This window comes from Paenibacillus sp. J22P165, from assembly GCF_059692015.1.
Genome location: NZ_JCAUAP010000010.1, coordinates 78,902 through 98,462 on the forward strand (window position 1 = coordinate 78,902; position 19,561 = coordinate 98,462).

Sequence of the window (19,561 nt, forward strand, 5' to 3'; positions counted from 1 at the left end):
TACATTGGTTAGTTACTCATGTAATTAACCATACAACCAAACAACATCGAAGTCAAGCGAATTACAAAATTTGGGTAGTTAAATAATTTCTTTTTTGCAGGGGAATACCAGTAGGGCGTGGGGTGGGAGCCGATCGAGGTCAAGATCAAGGGTCAAGAATTGGTTGAATAAAAGAAGAGCTGGTTAAAGACATAGAAAAGAAAAAGCGCATAACGACACACTTATTGGAAGGTAGGGTTTCTATGTTTCTATCTATCATCATACGGAGTAGTTTGGTTGTTTTGTTGGGGTTAGCATTGCTCAACCCTGTAGGGGAAGGAATAAAGTCTACTCGCGCATCCCAGCATGCTGCTGTGCATATGGCGTCGCAAACTGCTGCTGGACAAGCTGAGCCACAAACCACTGCACAAGCGGAACCGCAAACCGCAACTGCACAAACAGAAGCACAACCTGCTGCCACACAAGCCGAAGCGCAAACCGCTGCGCCGTTGTTTTCCTTCTCGGTGATGAGCGACGTTCATATCATATCGTCGGATTCCTCTTCTCAGCTGCTTCTGCGGCAAGCGCTCGCGGATCACCATGAGCTGCGCCCAGACAGCAAGCTGCTTGTCTTGAACGGTGATCTCACGAATGGCAGTGAGAGCGATTATCGCAGCTTATTGGCGCTGCTAAGCCACCAGCCCCATGCCCCTGTGCAGGCAACCATGGGCAATCACGACTACTACGGCGTGTGGCGCAAGCCGGATGGCAAAATGGATTACGCGAAGATGAATCCTTCGTGGAAAAGTCGTGATGCTGTCGCATTATTCGACCGCATGATGGGTTACGACAAGCCGTATCACGAGCTTGTCGTGGAGGGCTACCGCTTCCTGTTCCTTAGCGGGGAAGCGTACAGGGACGTTGACGCATCCATTGGCGAGGATGCGTACCTCTCTCCCGCGCAGCTCAGCTGGCTGCGCGAGCGGCTCACAGCGGCGGGCTCGGCGGATGCCAGCAAGCCCGTGTTTGTGTTCCTCCATCAGCCGCTGCCTAGCACGCTGGATGGAACAGATCTGGAGCTGGGCGTCGTCCAGCACAAGGAACTGCGTGCGCTGCTGGACGCGCACCCGAACGTCATATTGTTCAGTGGGCACACCCACTGGAACGTTGAAACGACCAGCCAAGTGAAGCAGCTGAAGTTTCTTGCCGCTTCCAGCGCCTCCATCCGCGAGGTATGGAGCGCCAAGAACGAGCCCGAGACACAGTCGCTCAGCCAGAGCTTGATCGTCGACGTCTTCCCGGAACGCGTCGTCATTCTGCGCCGCGAGCATACTGAAAAGCGTTGGATCGAGCCATCCATCGCCAAGGGGTATGACGTGAAGTAGAACGATCGAACACTATCCTTCTTGTATGCAAAGAGATCCTTCCAAATAGGAACGGTCTCTTTCTTATTGCCATAGCCATCTACAATCGAACTAATGTACGTTCCACAACGCAAAAACAGCCCACCCCAATAAAACCGGGGTTAGGCTGTTCTCTATTACTTAAATTGCTTCAACAGACGCTTCGCTGTACCATTCGGCGTGTCGATCACTTCATACATATTGACGACGATGCCGGAACTCACTTGCTCGTTCTTCAAGCCAGATATGGTTACCTTTTGGCTGCCGCTCGTTAATTTAGCTGTGCCCATTAGAGCAGCATCTTGTGTACCCACAATACGACCTAGGGAATCCACCATCTCGAATTGGATACCGGAGAAGTTCGAATCCACAATAACTTGATCCTCGTGGGTAATATCCATGTCTAAACTGAGCACATACGAATAATTTCCGCCGCTATACGTCCATCCAATCGAGCTGTCATTGATTTTAAGCGAGAATGGATAAATCGCAATGGTATCGCCTGTCTCTGCTTCCTGCATAGCAACTTTGAATGTCCCTGCGGACACACTGCCTTCAGATACGGACTTATTGTCATACACATTCAGCGCAAAAGATTGATCCTCATCTTCAGTACCCTTATTAGGCAGCAAGTAGGAATAGCTTACTACATAAGAACTGCCTGGCGTGATTTGTGTAGCAGCCGCACTTTGGCGAGATCCTGTGTAGGCGTTGCCTTTATTATCAATGAGCTCATTCTGAAGCTCAGGCAGCGCGAGTGTGCTCGTGCCATTGTTAGTAATTTTGTATTTGGCAATCGCGGTTTTGTAACCGAGATCATCATTCTCATGAGCATGAAGCTCAACGAGTGATACATCGAGATTAGGGTTCACGACACTGCTGCCCAGAACAAGCTTGGTTCCAAGCTCATAGTCGACCGCTGTGGTAAAGCCGTTTTGGGCTTCACTCGCACCTTTGAGCAAGAACACAGCCACAGGTTGTTGTCCTGTTGTTGTCGTTGACCCGCTTCCAGTCGTTCCTGCACTGTTACCCGTCGTTGATCCGTTTCCTGTATTACCAGTTGTCCCACTTCCCGTAGTACCGGTCGTCCCGCTTCCCGCTGTACTGCCCGTGCCCGCGGAAGCTTTCTGCCACAGCACGAGCTGTGTCGTATTTGGATCCACGCCCGTTGGCAATGTCGCATTGAAGTAATAGGTCGCCGTCTCCTTCGGCGCCAAAAATCCGTTGCGCGCACTATTATCTGACGATGACACAGATGATCCGGAGTCACCGAATTGGTAGGAGGCCGTCAATGAAGGCACAGGTGCGACGACTTCCCCATCATTGCTCAGTGTAACCACAGTCTGAACGTGGACACCATCCGCTTGAATTGAATACGTAGAGGAGCTTGCCTTCGCTGTTACATGCTCGCCATCTTGCTGTCCAGCATAGCTTGTTTTCGTACCCAAGGCTACCGTATTCAGCGACGAATTCATACTCATGGTCCCCAGGGAGACATCTTCCGTTTGGTTTAAGTAATAATATTCCAAACTCAATCCACTGGTCGGCATACCTTTCGAAATGAGCGTTTTAAGCGTCAACGTATCGGACTGATTCGGCAAAATAGCCGTATCCGCCCCACTCGCAACCGCCCCGGTGTATTTCAAGCCGTTAGCATCCACTAGCCGTACAAGCAGATTTGCCGGCACCTTCACACTGCTAGAGCCTAAGTTTTTCGCTGCTACCTGTGTATACATGTACCACTTGCCATTCTCCGTCACACGTACGCTCTGGCCTAGCTGGAAAGCAAGGGATGCATCACTCGCGAGTGTGCTGTCTAGCGTGCGTAAGCTAATGATTTCCTCAGTTGCTTCCTGCTGCCCATCTTGGATGACAGAGGACACCGGCAGCTCACCGAGATGATTCATGAAATCTGATTTATTGTAATCCCAGCGGAATACATCGACTTGCAGATCAGCGGCATTTTCACCAGCAGGTAAATTTGCGTAGAATCGAAAGCTCTCTTCTTTTCCGCCACTCACAAGGCCGCTCTTCTTCTCACTCAAATTAGCTGTATAGCTATGGCCAGCACCATCTGTTACACGTACGCCATACTTGTTAAAATCAAGCGTCTGATTTTCCCCATTATGGAACAGCACTGAAAATTGCAAGGATGACGACGAAAGTGTCGCTTTATTTAACATAAAATAAGAGTCATTCGAGATAAAAACGCCCTCATTTGCGGCATGTGCGGAAGGTGCCGGAGCTGCCCATGAGGCAGCCATTAAGCTTCCTGTCAGCAGCACTGCCAGGCTTGTTTGTTTCATTGAGATTGATGTTAGTTGACGAATCATGGTACAAACCTCCTGTTTCCTAATCGTAACGCAGAGCGTCGATAGGTTTTAATTTCGATGCTTTATTGGCTGGATATAAACCGAAAATGACACCAACAAGTGCTGAGAATAAAAATGCGTAAAGCCCTACGTTGATCGATAAACTCGTCTCTTGGCTTGGATTCATATACGGCCAGGCCAGAGATAAAGCGACCCCGACCAGCAAACCGATCAAACCGCCCATCCCGCTAATCAAGGTAGCTTCGACTAGGAATTGCAGCAGAATATTCCTCCGCTTCGCCCCAATCGACTTCCGAATACCGATCTCCCTTGTTCGCTCACTCACGGTGACGAGCATAATATTCATAATCCCGATCCCGCCTACGAGCAAGGAAATCGCAGCGACAGCTACCAATTGGTTAGTCAGCGTGCTAGACGCCGTTTGTCTTGCGCTAATGAGCTCAGACGAGTTCAAAATATTGTAGCCTGTCGTGCTTTTAAACTTCTGATATAAGTAAGCCTCTACTGCAAGCTGTGCACGTGACACCATGTCGCCTGAGGATGCTTCCACGTATGCTGTCCGGATGTTACCCAATTTAAAGTCCCGGCTCATCGTAGGCAACGGCACTAACACGGAGCTATCCAACGAAGTTCCGCTCGTATTGGAGCCCTTCGTTTGAAGAACACCGATAATCGTGTACATGTAGCCTTTCACATTAATTTCTTCGTCGATCGGATCTTCCTTGCCAAAAAACTTCGCAGCCACTTCACTCCCGATAACCGCAACATGATTGCGGAAATCCAAATCTGCCTGAGCGAGGAAACGTCCGCTGGCCATCTTCCCTTTTTGCAGCTCCAAATAACGGTCATTCGTTCCGATCACATTGTAGCTCTCTGTTGTGCGGTCGAATTTAATAGAGCTATTCTGTGTCATCGTGGGTGCAATCGACGAGATACCCGCTGTGCCCTCCAGGGTCATGAACTCATCGTAATTCAATTGTGTAGCTCGCCCGTTTCCCATCAAATTGACCGTCAGGAGATTCGTTCCCAGTCCTTCATACTGCTTCTCGATAGCTTTAGATGTCCCCTGACCGATCGACACGAGCGTGATCACGGATGCAACGCCAATAATAACGCCCAACATAGTCAAAATAGTTCGAAGCGGATTGGAACGAATCGTGGCCATCGCCATCTGGAATAGTTCCCAAATTCTCATGAATGCGCCTCCTCAAGCTTAGGCACTTCAACCGACCAAGCATCATTGCGGATATCACTGACGATTTCACCATCTCGCAATGCCACTACGCGCTTCGCATTATCTGCAATGTGATGATCATGGGTGATTAATACGATCGTATTCCCTTGCTGATTTAACTCTTTAATTAACTCGAGCACCTCGATGCCTGTCTTCGAATCCAGGGCACCTGTCGGCTCATCCGCAAGAATCAGCGAAGGGGAGATCGCCAACGCTCGCGCGATCGCAACCCGCTGCTGTTGTCCGCCTGAAAGTTCACTCGGCTTGTGATGTCCGCGTTCTCCCATCCCTAGCTTCGCCAGCATCTTTTTCGCCTGTTCTTTCCGTTGCTTAGGAGGAATACCCGCATAAATCATCGGCAACTCCACGTTCTCCATCGCTGTCAGCCTAGGCAACAAGTTAAACTGTTGAAAAATAAAACCGATCTTCCGATTGCGCAGTGAAGCAAGTCCGTTGTCTGACATTTTCTCCGTTGCTACGCCATCCAATGTATAAGATCCTGATGAAGGGCTGTCGAGCAGCCCTATCGTATTCATCAACGTCGATTTCCCCGATCCGCTGGGACCAATAATGGCAACAAAATCGCCTTCCGCAATATGCAGCGTAATGCCACGCAAAATCTGCAATTCCTCAGCCCCACGGGTGTAGCTCTTCGTTATTTCATTTAGCTCAATGATATTCATCCCATTAGCTCCTTTCCGAGCGAGGTTTGCTCCTTATTGTCGGCCGCCGCCGCCGCCACCTGCGCCGCCACCTTGGAAACCACCGCCGCCTGCTCCACCAGCGCCTCCACCCGGGAATCCGCCTGCTCCGCCTTGGAAACCACCCGCACCACCAGGGAAGCCTTGCTGTTGTTGATTCGTCGTTGTCGCTCTGCGCACCGGCATGACAACCTCTTCGCCTTCTTTTACCCCATCAAGTACTTCAACTTGTGTTTTGCTTCGTATACCTACTTTTAACTCCCGCTCTTCCGTAGTACCATCGGCCTTCTTCACTGTAACCGTCGACTTGCCTCTTGTTGTCGTCACCACTTGAATCGGAAGAACGAGAATATCCTTCTTATCTTGGATGAGGATTTCAGCCGTCGCTGTCATTGCATATTTCAGATCATTCTGTGCTGTATTCGGAATCGCCACAACCGCATCATAGGTCGTTACACCGTTCGTCGTCGTACCCACATTGGAGACGGAAGTGACTTCACCTGTGAACGTCTTTCCTGCAATGGCATCTACCTTGACGTTAACCTTCTGTCCAACTTTCACGCTGGTTAGATCGAGCTCATCCACTGCAATTGCGAGTTGCATCGTACTTAAGCTTGCTACTGCGCCAAGTGTTGTGTTCGCATTTATTTGCGCGCCAACTGGATAATTTCGTAGGACATTATTTTTACTATTGGCAAAATCCGCCGAGAACACGCCATCAAACGGTGCTTTGATCGTCAATTGATCTACCTTTTGCTGAGCATCGCTGACACGGATTTTCTGACTATCAATCGCTGATTGTTTGGCGACAATATTCTTTTGAATATCATCATTAAAAAGTGTCACAATCAGATCACCTTGTTTAATCGTATCGCCATCTTTGAATTTCAGCGTCTTCACCGTACCGCTGGCTTCAGAGAAAATCGAAGCTGTACGCACATAGGCGAGCGCAGCCTGATCGGATGACTCTACCTTGGTAGCACCGCTGCCAATGCTGCCTTTAACTTTTAGCCCCGCCGAAAGCGTGCCATCATTATCGACCAGTACATCAACAAGCACCACTTTATTCCCATTTGCGTCTGCACTAATTTCATGGCCAATCGTATCCACCGTTCCAACTTTGGATAACAAGTACCCATCCACGCTCAGCTCCACGGGATCGCCTTTTTTCAATTGCACAGCCTCTTGCAGCGAGAATGGCAACTTCACCTTAAACTGCGTTGTATCTGAAATCGTACCGATCTTTGTCGTTTTATTCACTTGACTGCCAACATCAAAATTAGCATTCAACGTAATCTTGCCCGACATCGGAGCGGATACGCTCATATTTCCTTGCTCAGACTGCAGCTCGCTTAGATCACTCTCTAACTGCTGCAAGCTCACTTGTGCTTCCTTCAGGTTCGTTTCCGTTGACGGGACAGAAAGCTCGACGAGCACATCGCCTTTTTTGACAGCTTGATTCTGGGTTAAATTCATGGTTTTAATGATCCCCTCAATTGGAATCACAATGTTTTGTTTATCCTTAGCGTCCAATTGGGAGGTACCCGAGACAGCCATTGAGATAGCTCCTTTGGTCACTTTCATCGTTGTTTGTTGCGTCGCCGCTGCCGCTGGCTTTGTCTTATTATGTACATAATAATAAGTACCTGCCCCACATAGGATGGCCGCTAGGGCTACAATGAGCCACCTTTTCTTATTGCCTACTTTCATCCGTCATAACCCCTCTCACGGTTTACCCAGACACTCGTTGCCTAGGTCGTACAATCTTCACTAGATGTAGTCTACTAGGGGCGACTGAAACCTGTCTGAGCGTAGGCTGAAAGTAAGTTGAACGGAAGCTGAACGTTTGCTGAAAATGGGGACGAGTTGCATTGCTGTCTGGCACTCGTCAACAAGTGCTTCTGTTCGCGACTGCTGATGCTGAAACTCGACCTCTGCAGTTGCTGGTGCTACTACGACTGATACTGATACTGATACAGCCGAGGCTGCCTCCGTTCGCGACTGCAACGCCAATACTCCCCCCGTCCGTCGCCCGACGGCCCGATAACTGGAAAAACTCCATCTAATTTTCTGGTTTCCCATCGATTTTGGAGATTAAATGGAAAATCTACATCTATTTCCTTACTTTCGGACGATTTTGACCTAATAGCTCTGAATTAGCTGTACTTTTTACAGCTAGTAGTATGAAAATGAGAATTCATTCGAAATTAACTGTATGTTTTCCAGTTGTTATTTGGCGAATCTCCTACATAGCTACTCGAAGAGCCCCCTCCCACCCAATCTCCTCCTACACTTCTACCTCAAGCACAAAAAGCCGCTCACATCGTGAGCAGCTTCCTATTACATCCCCTTAGTTTGTTGCTGTCGGGGCAGGTGTTGTTGATTGTTTGGAGGCATTGCGATCTGGACGACCTTGGCCACCTTCAGGGCGTTTAGGAGCTGTCCCTTTTTCCTCTACAGCCTTCTTGATGGAGTCTGTCATGCCGTCCTTGATTTTGCTGATCAAATCATCTTCACTGATTCCCTTCGCTGTTGCGATATCTACAAGGGATTTGCCGGATTCCAGTTCTGTTCTCAGCTCATCTTGTGTAATACCCAGAATGGTCGTGATGACCTCTGGATTGCCGAAATGTCCGACACCGAAGCCGCCTGGACCTCCTGGACCTGCTGGGCCACCTTTACCACCTGGGAAACCACCTTTGAAGCCCGTGCTATCAATTTGCTTCGTTAACTGGTCGCTCAAGCCCTTAATGATCTCATCCGCCTTCTCTTGTGTCAGCTTGCCAGCCGTTACTTCAGCTGTAATGTTTGCTGTTTCTGCTGCTATGAGCTTGGACAAGTAATCTTCCTTCGTTAGTCCTTTTTCAACGGCGAAAGCTGCTAACGTTTTATCAGCCTTAAGTGCTTCTTGCACAGCACTCTCTTCAACGCCTAGAATCGTTGCTGTTTCTTTGATGACATTGCCGCCACGGAACCCACCGCGATCTCCCATCTGACCCCGACCTTTGTCGCCGCCTTTGAAGCCCGTGCTATCAATTTGTTTCGTTAATTGGTCGCTCAAGCCTTTAATGATCTCATCGGCCTTCTCTTGTGTCAGCTTGCCAGCCGTTACTTCAGCTGTAATGTTTGCTGTTTCTGCTGCTACGAGCTTGGACAAGTAATCTTCCTTTGTTAGTCCTTTTTCAACGGCGAAAGCTGCTAACGTTTTATCAGCCTTAAGTGCTTCTTGCACAGCACTCTCTTCAACGCCTAGAATCGTTGCTGTTTCTTTGATGACATTGCCGCCACGGAACCCACCGCGATCTCCCATTTGACCTCTACCTTTATCGCCAAAGCCTTTGCCGCCATGACCTGCTTTAGAAGCTGCCGTACTTGTGGAATTGCCGACTACTGTATCTGCGAACGCTTCATTATGTAGGGCTCCTACGAAGCCAACTCCGATGACAAAAGATGCGACTAGTGAACCTGCGAGAATTTTTTTGCTGATTTTTTTCATAATTGTTATTCCACCTCAACTTTAGATTTGTGTGATTGTGTTTCCCTTACAAAACCTAGTATAGACCCCTTACCTGAAACCCATCTGAGTATAAACTGAAGGTTGGTTGAGAGCTTTCTGAGGATTGGCTGAAAATGGCATGGAAAATAACGCTCGAAATTTTTACGTACTGGTGTTCGTTTTTCGTGTTTTCGTGGTAGAATAAGGAATAATGAGCACGATTTCGAATAAAGGGGACGATGATCATGTCTTATCGTAAAGAACGTAACAAACTGATCGCTTACTGGGTGACAACTATTCTAGGACCTGCAAGCTTCGTCATTGGCGGATTTTTCTTCCTCACGCATGGTGAGCAGCAAATTGCCACACTAGCCGATCTCGGTTATCCCGAATACGTATTAACCATTCTGGGCTTCTGGAAGCTGATGGCCGTCATCGCAATCCTCATCCCTCGCTTTCCGCGGCTAAAAGAATGGGCATACGCTGGCTTTTTCTTTGAACTGTCCGGCGCCGCCGCTTCGCATATTTTGAATGGCGACAGCCTCACACTCGCTGCACAACCATTGGTGTTTCTAGCTCTCGTCATGGCATCATGGGCACTCCGCCCGCGTAGTCGCAAGCTCATCTCTTAGCTGTTGAAGCAAAAAAGCCAACCTTTTGTCGGTTGGCCTTTTTGTGTACTTCGGACCGTAAACCGTTCGAATGCCTACCATAGGAGGCTGGAGGTGGAGAGGGTGGTACACGCTGGCTTGATGGAGGTGGAGGAAGTTCGGTAGCTAGTTTCTCTGGTAGAGATAGTTGGGTGCGTTGGCAAGCTGGCTTGGTGGATGCGACGGGGTTTAGGTAGCTAGTTTGTGCTGTGGCGATAATTGAGTGCGTTGGCAAGCTGGCTTGGTGGATGCGACGGGGTTAGGTAGCTAGTTTGTGCTGTGGCGATAATTTGGTGCGTTGGCAAGCTGGCTTGGTGAATGCGACGGGGTTAGGTAGCTAGTTTGTGCGGTGGCGATAATTGAGTGCGTTGGCAAGCTGGCTTGGTGGATGCGACGGGGTTGGTAGCTAGTTTGTGCTGTGGCGATAATTTGGTGCGTTGGCAAGCTGGCTTGGTGGATGCGACGGGGTTAGGTAGCTAGTTTGTGCTGTGGCGATAATTGAGTGCGTTGGCAAGCTGGCTTGGTGGATGCGACGGGGTTAGGTAGCTAGTTTGTACGGTGGCGATAATTTGGTACGTTGGCAAGCTGGCTTGGTGGATGCGACGGGGTTAGGTAGCTAGTTTGTGCTGTGGCGATAATTGAGTGCATTGGCAAACACTCTGTGCTCATTGCATGCAATGTTGGTGGGGACGCGGACTACTTCAGCCTCCCCCGAGCAACGATTAATTGTAAAAACTCCAGTTAATTTCCAGAAAAAGACCTGCAATCCAAGTTTAACTGGATATCCTACAGCTATTTCTGCTGCATTCAGCCAAATCAGCTGTTTCGGCTACAATTAGCTGCATGAAATCCATCTATTTGACCGAAATCAGGATTTCCCCACAAAATAACTGGAGAAAATCCAGTTATTATTCCTGCGACTCCCCTCTACTCCCCTCCCCCCAGCCTTCCCTCTCCTATCGCCACACCAACCCAGACACAGCAAAAAAGCTGACGAATCCACGCCAGCTTTCTCCCTCGACTTCCTTCCAATCGCAGTTATCGCGGCAGTCGTACGATAAACGTACTTCCCTCGCCGACTGCACTCTCCACACCAATCATTCCGCCATGCAGCTCCACGATGGCGCGAGTTATGGATAGGCCCAAGCCCGCTCCTCCGCTGCGCCGTGCACGCGAGGAATCGATGCGGTAAAACCGATCAAACAAATGCGCAATATGCTCTGGCGCAATCCCAGGTCCATTATCGTGAACAGCGATTTCAACGCCCATGTCCGTTCGCGTCAGGGACAGCCGTACTTCTCCGTTTTCAGGATGTGTATGCTGAACAGCATTGTGAAACAAGTTGAGGATCACTTGCTTGATTTTGTCCGGATCACACTGACATTGTGTCTCCGGCTCCAAGCGGAACGTAACCGTTCGCTCCCCTGCGAGCAGACGCAGCTGATGCTCCATCTCATGCAGCACGTCGTCCATGGCTACCTCCGACTTCTGGAAGGAAGGCGTTCGATCCAACCGCGCCAGCAGCAGCAGGTCCTCGACTAATTTATTAATGCGCACCGATTCGCCATGCATACTTTTCAACGCTTTCAGCAGCGGTTCGGGCTGTTGATAAGCTCCGCGAAGCAATACCTCCAAGAAGCCATGGATGGACGTCAGCGGCGTACGAAGCTCATGCGAAGCATCCGCGGCAAAACGGCGCATCTGCTCCTTCGCTTCCTTTTCCGCCTCAAATGAAAATTCCAACCGCTCTAACATACTGTTGAAGGAAGTCGCCAAACGATCCATCTCCGCCTGCCCTTGATGATCAGGGAAGCGTTCATTCAAGTTACCTGAATCAATACGCTTCACCGTGTCCACCAAATTGGAAAGTGGTACAAGCGTCCGCCGCAATACTGGCAAGAAGCCCAGCAACCCAATCACCATCGCAAGCAAGGATAATAACAAGAAATTGAGCAGCTGCCTTAGTAGAACATCTTTTATAGGACCTGTGCTTGTACTCGCTTGAATGAGCGCTTGATAGCCGCGGGGACGATCCGGTTCTCCCCCTCCAATTTGATGGAAGACGACTAACTGTTCATTCCCCTTGCTGTCTTTCATGATCAGATGATCCAGCTTCTTCGTTCTCTTTTGCAGGATTTCCAAATATTCTTCCTTGGCTAGCTCCAAAGTCGACTGCTCATCCTGAGAAGAAATAAGTTTATATGTCCCTTTGTCATCAATGAGTGCAATCGTTAAATCCGGCACAAAAATCCGCGGTCCTTCACCAAAACCATCTTGCCGATTGTTTCGCATAAAATCCTGCTTAGGGAGGAACGGACTCGTTCCCTTATCTATCCCTTGCTCTGCCCGAAGCCAGACGTTAGGCGGGAGCGCCGCTAGCTGATTGCGAATCGTTTCTGCTTTATTTTGATACATAAACTGCTGCATGAACACATATTGAAACACACCAATTAGCAGCAAGAGTGCAGACATAACCAATAGCGTACGAGATAAAATTTGGAACTTTAAGGACCGCGTCTCCAAAACTTTGGCTAACCAACCGCGCGCCTTCATGCCAAATCCATCCGATAGCCCGCTCCGCGAATCGTGCGAATCAGCTTATGCTCCTTATCTCCAAGCTTTTCGCGCAGGGAGCGTATGTACACTTCTACAATATTTTCTTCACCGCCAAAATCATACCCCCACACTTTATCCAAAATCATCGTCTTACTTAGCACGAGGCCATGGTTAATTGCCATAAATTTCAGCAACTCATATTCCGTTGGCGACAGCTCTAAGATCCGATCATGCATACTAATCTCTTTGCGGCGATCATCCATGCGAAGAGGCCCAATAACAACTTCCCCGAATAGGTTTGGAAAATGGTTCCGAATCCGCGCATAGATCCGCGCCAGAAGCTCCTCAAAGCTAAACGGTTTGATCATGTAATCATCGGCTCCGAGCGTGAGCCCTTTCACCCGATCATCGATTTCATCTTTGGCAGTCAGCATAATAACTGCGATGTTGTCCGTCTTTTTGATCATGCGGCAGACCTCAAAACCATCCATCCCCGGCATCATAACATCCAAAATCGCAATGTGCGGCTGAAATTTATTACAAGCTGTGATTGCACTAATGCCATCCTGTGCTGTCATGACTTCAAAGCCTTCATTCGTAAGCCCTAGTTCTAGAAATTCTAAGATATGTGGCTCGTCGTCGACGAGTAAAATTTTAATTCCTTTTAACTGACGCATGTGTATCGTCTCCCCCGGATATCATTCGTACACGACTTCTACAATCAGTATCCCATATCCTGCCTAAAAGCAATCTGAGCGGCGGCTGAATGCTAGCTGAAAGTTGCAAAAAATAATGGCGAGTTGCCAAATCTTCAGCGCTTTTTCAGCTAACGATCATTTGAATCTCAGTTACGCCTTTTATACTGATGTCATAGAATACAGGATACGACAGAAAAGAGGAATTCCTGATGACAATGACAACAAACACCTTCCTCCCTTTTCATTTTCAAACGTTGGACTCCGCCATTGAGCTCTTACTCCCCTGTGAAGAGCGGCAGCAGCTGCGCATTCAAGAAATCGGGCGTGAATGGTTTGGGCGTGAGGAAAGGCGTTTTAGCCCGGGGCTCGCTGACAGTGAAATTAACCTTTTAAATACATTGGCCGGAGAAACCTGCCTTGTTTCCAATACCATGCTAGAGGTGCTTTTTCTAGCTGAAATGTATCAAGCCATCACCGATGGCAATTACGCACCTCTTCTATATAAAGAGGAAGAAACGCCACAGGTTATACCCGTGCCTGCCGCGCAGGGTTGGAAGGTTAATCCGTTAACCAAATCCGTGACATTGCCCAAGCATACGCATATTCATTTGCAAGGAATCGAGAAAAGCTGGTCACTGAAACGTTTGAGAGATTATTTGAAGAAAACTTTTTCGTTCCCGCAAGGGCTCATGCTTGCCGACAGTGATGTCACGGTATGGGGACAATCCAGCCCACGGCAGAAGCCATGGCGGATTGGCATTCAAAATCCATGGCACACCGATACCAAACTAGGGGCGGTTGTCATGGTGGATGGTGGGCTCTCTACGTACAGCCCGCTTGAGAAAGCGCATGTTGCTGGCGGCAGCGATGTGCTGCAATGCTCCGTGGTTGGTCAAGATCTCGTGGAATGCCACGTATGGGCGCGACTATTATGCTCACTCGGACTGGAGGCTGGGCTTTCCCTACTCGCAAAACGCAGTACAGCCTGTGAAGCTATCGTGCTTTCTACACAAGAGGAGCTTCACTACTATGGAAGAGAAGCCTCCCTCGGGCACCGTTGGCTGGACCTGCAGGTGGATCATTTTCATTTCAGCGACAGCAATTTGCCTGTTGATGGTGCATGACCGATGACGACCGTCTGTGGATGAAATTAGAAAAAAGTGGATGTTATCCACATTCCACCATACTTTGTCCACAGACGATGTGCAACTTACCCACAAAAACGGCTGTTTTATCAACAAGTTATCCACGTGCTGTGTGTATCTTTTGGATATCTAGCTCTTACCATGCTATGATATAGAAAATACGCGAGGCAGGGGCTCTAGGGAATGACATATGATGTAATCGTAATTGGCGGCGGTTCTGCTGGCCTCATGGCTGGTATTGCCGCGAGCAGAGACGGCGCAAAAGTGCTGCTCGTCGATAAAGGCGATAAGCTGGGACGTAAGCTAGGCATTTCTGGCGGCGGCAGATGTAATGTGACGAACAACAAAGACATGGATGAATTGATCAAGCATATCCCCGGCAACGGGCGGTTCCTTTATAGTGCATTCACCCATTTTGGGAATAAGGATATTATCGCTTTCTTTGAAAATCTCGGCATCCACCTCAAAGAAGAGGACAATGGTCGGATGTTTCCCATCAGCGACAAGGCCAAAACCGTTGTAGACGCGTTAATCGGCCAAGTGCGGCGCCAGGGTGTGGAGATCCGGACCAACAGTCCGGTCAAAAAGGTGTTATACGCGGACGACCGCGTAAGCGGCGTTCAGCTGCAAGGCGGAGAGACGCTGAATAGCCGCGCTGTGATCGTCGCCTCCGGCGGATGCTCGGTGCCGCACACCGGCTCCACGGGAGACGGTTATGCGTGGGCTGAGGCGGGCGGCCATACGATCACGCCGCTGTTTCCGACCGAGGTTCCGTTAACCTCGAAGGAGGCCTTCATCCGCAGCCGCGAGCTGCAAGGACTGTCCTTGCGCGACGTGACGCTCAGCGTGCTGAACGCGAAGGGCAAGCCGATTATCGCGCATCGCGGCGATATGCTGTTCACCCACTTCGGCCTGTCCGGGCCGATTGCGCTGCGCTGCAGCCAGTTCGTCGTGAAGGAACTGAACAAATCTGAGCGTAAAGAAGTGCTCGTCACGGTGGATTTGTTCCCTGATCTTAGCGCTGACGAGGTGTACAACGAGAGCATGGCGCTTGTAAGAAGCGATGCCAAGAAAGCGATCAAAAACGTGCTCAAGTCCCTGCTATCTGAGCGGCTCATCCCACTGCTGCTCACGAAGGTTGAGCTGGACGAGCAGCTGACGTATGACAACATTCCGAAGATGAAGTGGCTGGAGCTATGTAAGCTCATGAAGGCCTTCCCTATTATCGTCAAAGGGACGCTATCTTTGGAGGAAGCTTTCGTCACAGGCGGCGGTATCACGCTCAAAGAAGTAGATCCGAGCACGATGCAATCCAAGCTGGTTCAAGGTCTGTACTTCTGTGGAGAGATCCTCGATATCCATGGATACACGGGTGGGTATAACATTACGGCGGCCTTCTCGACGGGATATATGGCGGGGACGCATGCGGCGTTGCAGGACTAAGACTAGGTGATGCCTACTATTACATAGTAGCTCCACTCCCGACGCTCTTGAACTTCATTAACTGGAAAAACTACAGCTATTTTGCGCAAGAAACGCCATTTCATTTGAATAACTGGATTTTCTCCAGCTAATTTTGCACATCTTCGTTGAAATCGACGAATGAGGTGAAATTAGCTGGAATTTTTCCATTTAAATGGAGCTATCGAGTAAAATCAGCTAGTTTAACTGTAGGTTTTCCATCTAAAACTACTGTGCCCCCTCGGGAAGCTAGAATGTGGAAGTGTCCGGTGATTCAACTTCCACCCGAACGGGTACTATCTGGTATAGAGGTCAACCCCTATACCAGTAAAGGGAGCTGAAAACGATGGAACCGATGAAAAGCGTGGACATTGAACAAAAGCGAATTGAGCAGAAATATGACAAGGGACTTGTTGCATCAACTTTTATTAGATATGCAGCGTACATCATTATCACTTTCGGACTGCTATTTTTCCTTGTCCGTTACGTTTTCCCTTTGTTTTAGCACATACATCGGCACAAACCAAAAAGACGAACACACACCAAAGGTGCTGTTCGTCTTTTTGCATGTCAATCTATTAAGCAGTTGCCAATTCCAATTCTTCTTCCTCGTCACGATCGAACGCAGCGCGGTCGAATTCACCTTCGGACTCAGCTACAAGCAAAGCTGTAACGGTTGTTCCAGTTGCATTAACAGCTGTACGACCCATGTCGATCAAGGCTTCAACGCCTAGAACTAGACCCATACCTTCAAGCGGCAAGCCAAGTGCAGTCAATACAACCGTTGTTGAGATGGATGCAGGACCTGGTACACCAGCTACCCCAATGGAAGAGATAACAGCTACTAAGATCAACAATAAGTACTCAGAAATACCTAGTGGAAGATTATAAACTTTTGCTACGAAAATCGCTACTACCGCCGGCCAAACACCACCACAGCCGTTGAAGTTCATCGTTGCCCCAAGTGGTGCCACGAAGCTAGCAATTCGCGGTGATACGCGAAGACGTTTCGTAATAACTTCCAAGTTCACTGGAAGTGTTGCATAACTACTACGTGTTGTAAATGCAACTGCGATAGTCGGATATGCCTTTTTAAAGAATTTAATTGGGTTAACTTTCGCCACAAGAAGCACAAGTCCACCGAATACTAATACGAAGTGAATAATTAATGCCACGTAGGAAGTCAAAATAATTTTAGCTAATGGCTCCAACGTTTCCCAACCATATTTAGCAGCCATCGCCGCGATCAACGCGTACACCCCATAAGGTGTCAAACGAATAACATACTTAACAACTTGGTGCATAACCGCAGCAGCTGAAGAAATGAACGCCTTCACGGATGCTACAGCCTCAGGTTTTTTGGAACCTACAGACACAATTGCTACAGCTAAGAAAATTGCGAAGATGAGAACCGGTACAACTTTACCACTCGCCATATCGCTAATTGGATTGGAAGGTACCAAATCCAAGATAACTTGAGAGAATGTAGGGATTTCTTTGGCTTTAAAATCCTTCGGAACCGCTTGTGCGATGCCATTACCTGGATCAATCGCCAATGCGACTAGCAGACCGATTAATGCTGCGATACCGGTTGTAAGTAGGAACCAACCAATCGTTTTGAAACCTAGTTTACGAAGTTGAGCCATGTTCGACAACGACGAAATACTATTAATAACAAGAATAAATACCAATGGCATAACAAGCATTTTGATCAGGTTGACGTAAATCGTTCCGATCGTGCTAACACTTTTAAATTGCAGACCTGCCTGATTAAAAATGACCCCCGCGATGATACCAAGACCTAAACCGATGAATACTCGGTTACCGAAACTGACTTTCTTTCTACCCAAAAAATAGATAAATCCAATCACTACTAATGAAACGACTAAACTGACCCAGTTTGTTTGAAATGCGCTTACTAGGTTGTTTTGCATGGTCAACATCTCCAATCCCTATTGGTTCACTTGGTTTAATTGTGATAAATATATGACAACTCACATAGGCTGTCAATGGTTATAATTTCCAGATAACATAAAAAACCGAACAATCCTCCTATTTATACGAAGGTCGATTCGGCTTTAGATCTTTTTCATAAAAATTTACAAGTAATTAGCCCTAGCTTATCCTTTCAGCCCCGTCGTGCTGATCCCTTCAACCATATACTTCTGAAAGAAGGCGAATACGAGCAATATAGGGATAAGCGACAGAACTGACATCGCGAATAAAGCACCCCAATCGGTTTGCATAGTGGGATCTGAAAAGTTTTTCAGTGCAAGTGCCACCGTGGCAAGCTTGGGTGAATTGAGGTATAGCAAGGGGCTGAAGAAATCGTCCCAAGTCCAGTAAAATTTGAAGATCGACACCGTAATGATGGGAGATATCAGTAGCGGCAGGAGAATACGTATCAAAATTCCAAATACGCCGCACCCATCGATTTTGCCCGACTCATCTAATTCCTTCGGAATTCCCCGCATAAATTGAATGAGCAGGAAAATAAAGAAAGCTCCGCCGAAAAAGGAAGGAATGATTAATGGTTTGAACGTATTGATCCATCCGAGCTTCTGAAACAGAATGTACTGCGGAATCGTCAGCACCTCGTGCGGCAGCATCATGGTCGTCATCATGCAAGCGAACCAGATAGCAGCTCCGCGAAACCGAATTCGAGCAAAACCATAGGCGGTCAATAGGGATGAAATGACAGCTCCGATGACCGAGAAGAATGTGATGATGATGGAATTTTTGAAAAAAACGACAAATGAAATCCCTGCGAATCCTTTAAACCCGTTCGTATAATTCGCAAATTTGAATGGGGATGGGATCAATTGATGAGCATGAATGAAGATCTCGCTGGTATCTTTCAGAGAGCTGGACAGCATCCAGAGCATGGGATACATCATGAACAGAGCAAAGATGGAAGTGAAAGCATGCCTAAGAATTGTGTACAAGCGTTGTCGTTGTTTGAGCAGCATACGGCCTATTCCCCTCTCGTTTCATAGTGAACCCAATTACGGGATGTAGCGAACAGCGCGGCAGTGAAACAGGCGATCACCGTAAGCAGCACCCAAGACATGGCTGACCCATAGCCCATTTCGTAATAACGGAATGATTTCTCATACACATATAAGGCGTAAAATAACGTTTTATCAAATGGTCCGCCGCCGGTAACGAGCATCCCCTCTGTAAATACTTTGAAGCCGTTAATAATCCCCATGACTAGATTAAAAAAAATAACGGGCGTTAATAGGGGGAGCGTAATCCAGCGGAATCGTTGCCACGTTCCTGCCCCATCCACGGTTACCGCCTCATAAAGCTCCTTCGGCACCTGTTTGAGCCCCGCTAGAAAGATGAGCATGGCCGAACCGAATTGCCATACAGCAAGCAAAACAAGCGAGATTATCGCTGTTGAGGGATGCGTGATCCATGAGGTTTGAAACGCATGACCGGTTACTGCTGTTAGCAGCGAATTCACTGCGCCTTGTGCCCCAAACAGTTGACGCCACATCACCGCAACAGCGACACTTCCACCAATCAGGGTTGGCAAATAAAAGGCCGAACGAAACAACGCAGGAAACTTCAAGTTCGTATTTAACAGCAGCGCCACAGCGAGAGCGAACAGCAGCCGCAGTGGAACTGCAATAAACACGAACAGAAGCGTCGCTGTCACCGACTTCCAATACCGCGGATCTTCCGTGAACATCTCCTTGAAATTACGAAGCCCGACCCATTCCGGTGGTGATAAAATATCGTATTGGGTAAATGCGAGCGCAAGCGATACGATCATCGGTGCGACGGAAAACAGGATGAATCCAATCAGCCAAGGCGAAATGAACGCGTAACCCGCTGCATTGTTATAATCCCGCAGCTTCCTTCCTCGCGCAGGTTGCACCATACTAACTTTCCCCCTT

General features: G+C 48.4%; 16 protein-coding genes. 5 read left to right on the plus strand and 11 right to left on the minus strand.

The window, feature by feature from the left end; genetic code table 11:
• The first annotated feature begins 359 nt into the window (after nt 1-359).
• A complete protein-coding gene (locus AC58QM_RS24785; RefSeq protein WP_497287510.1) occupies nt 360-1,364 on the plus strand; it encodes a metallophosphoesterase family protein in 1,005 nt (334 codons plus the stop codon).
• 155 nt (nt 1,365-1,519) lie between these two features.
• Here the strand turns inward: AC58QM_RS24785 and AC58QM_RS24790 are convergent, their stop codons facing one another.
• From AC58QM_RS24790 to AC58QM_RS24815, 6 genes are all read right to left on the minus strand, one after another.
• Nucleotides 1,520-3,715, minus strand: a complete 2,196-nt coding sequence (locus AC58QM_RS24790) for a hypothetical protein (protein ID WP_497287511.1) — start codon at nt 3,713-3,715, stop codon at nt 1,520-1,522.
• Between the two features lie 19 nt (nt 3,716-3,734).
• Entirely contained in the window at nt 3,735-4,910 is a 1,176-nt protein-coding gene (locus tag AC58QM_RS24795) for an ABC transporter permease (protein ID WP_497287512.1), read from the minus strand.
• Complete coding sequence (locus tag AC58QM_RS24800; RefSeq protein WP_497287513.1) at nt 4,907-5,632, minus strand: ABC transporter ATP-binding protein; 726 nt, start codon at nt 5,630-5,632, stop codon at nt 4,907-4,909. Before AC58QM_RS24800 ends, AC58QM_RS24795 begins: the two co-directional genes overlap by 4 nt.
• Nucleotides 5,633-5,665: 33 nt before the next feature.
• Nucleotides 5,666-7,360: a permuted SH3 domain-containing protein gene (locus tag AC58QM_RS24805; RefSeq protein ID WP_497287514.1), complete on the minus strand. Its 1,695-nt coding sequence runs from the start codon at nt 7,358-7,360 to the stop codon at nt 5,666-5,668.
• Between the two features lie 60 nt (nt 7,361-7,420).
• A complete protein-coding gene (locus tag AC58QM_RS24810) occupies nt 7,421-7,657 on the minus strand; it encodes a hypothetical protein (RefSeq protein ID WP_497287515.1) in 237 nt (78 codons plus the stop codon).
• Between the two features lie 343 nt (nt 7,658-8,000).
• Nucleotides 8,001-9,146, minus strand: coding sequence for a hypothetical protein (locus AC58QM_RS24815; RefSeq protein WP_497287516.1), 1,146 nt, complete (start codon nt 9,144-9,146; stop codon nt 8,001-8,003).
• Nucleotides 9,147-9,391: 245 nt separating this feature from the next.
• Here AC58QM_RS24815 and AC58QM_RS24820 point away from each other — a divergent pair, with 245 nt between their 5' ends.
• Entirely contained in the window at nt 9,392-9,778 is a 387-nt protein-coding gene (locus AC58QM_RS24820; protein ID WP_497287517.1) for a DoxX family protein, read from the plus strand.
• A gap of 1,056 nt (nt 9,779-10,834) precedes the next feature.
• On the opposite strand, the gene AC58QM_RS24825 is transcribed toward AC58QM_RS24820, so the two are convergent.
• Nucleotides 10,835-12,349, minus strand: coding sequence for a sensor histidine kinase (locus AC58QM_RS24825; protein WP_497287518.1), 1,515 nt, complete (start codon nt 12,347-12,349; stop codon nt 10,835-10,837).
• Nucleotides 12,346-13,029, minus strand: a complete 684-nt coding sequence (locus AC58QM_RS24830) for a response regulator transcription factor (RefSeq protein WP_310501792.1) — start codon at nt 13,027-13,029, stop codon at nt 12,346-12,348. The genes AC58QM_RS24825 and AC58QM_RS24830 overlap by 4 nt, the downstream gene beginning before the upstream one ends.
• A gap of 230 nt (nt 13,030-13,259) precedes the next feature.
• Here AC58QM_RS24830 and AC58QM_RS24835 point away from each other — a divergent pair, with 230 nt between their 5' ends.
• The 3 genes from AC58QM_RS24835 to AC58QM_RS24845 all read left to right on the plus strand — a co-directional run bounded on the left by AC58QM_RS24835 (nt 13,260) and on the right by AC58QM_RS24845 (nt 16,161).
• A complete protein-coding gene (locus AC58QM_RS24835; RefSeq protein WP_497287519.1) occupies nt 13,260-14,174 on the plus strand; it encodes an FAD:protein FMN transferase in 915 nt (304 codons plus the stop codon).
• Nucleotides 14,175-14,378: 204 nt separating this feature from the next.
• Nucleotides 14,379-15,638 (plus strand): BaiN/RdsA family NAD(P)/FAD-dependent oxidoreductase, encoded by a 1,260-nt coding sequence (locus AC58QM_RS24840; RefSeq protein ID WP_497287520.1) that lies wholly within the window; start codon nt 14,379-14,381, stop codon nt 15,636-15,638.
• A 364-nt stretch (nt 15,639-16,002) separates the two neighbouring features.
• Nucleotides 16,003-16,161, plus strand: a complete 159-nt coding sequence (locus AC58QM_RS24845) for a hypothetical protein (RefSeq protein WP_310501789.1) — start codon at nt 16,003-16,005, stop codon at nt 16,159-16,161.
• Between the two features lie 73 nt (nt 16,162-16,234).
• On the opposite strand, the gene AC58QM_RS24850 is transcribed toward AC58QM_RS24845, so the two are convergent.
• The 3 genes from AC58QM_RS24850 to AC58QM_RS24860 form a co-directional block, all read right to left on the minus strand.
• The gene (locus AC58QM_RS24850; RefSeq protein ID WP_497287521.1) at nt 16,235-17,590 is read right to left on the minus strand and encodes a dicarboxylate/amino acid:cation symporter; all 1,356 of its coding nucleotides are present in this window, start codon (nt 17,588-17,590) and stop codon (nt 16,235-16,237) included.
• Nucleotides 17,591-17,776: 186 nt separating this feature from the next.
• A complete protein-coding gene (locus AC58QM_RS24855) occupies nt 17,777-18,625 on the minus strand; it encodes a carbohydrate ABC transporter permease (protein ID WP_497287522.1) in 849 nt (282 codons plus the stop codon).
• A gap of 5 nt (nt 18,626-18,630) precedes the next feature.
• Nucleotides 18,631-19,545 carry a carbohydrate ABC transporter permease gene (locus AC58QM_RS24860; protein ID WP_497287523.1) on the minus strand — a complete coding sequence of 305 codons (915 nt, stop codon included), beginning with the start codon at nt 19,543-19,545 and terminating at the stop codon, nt 18,631-18,633.
• Nucleotides 19,546-19,561 lie beyond the last annotated feature (16 nt).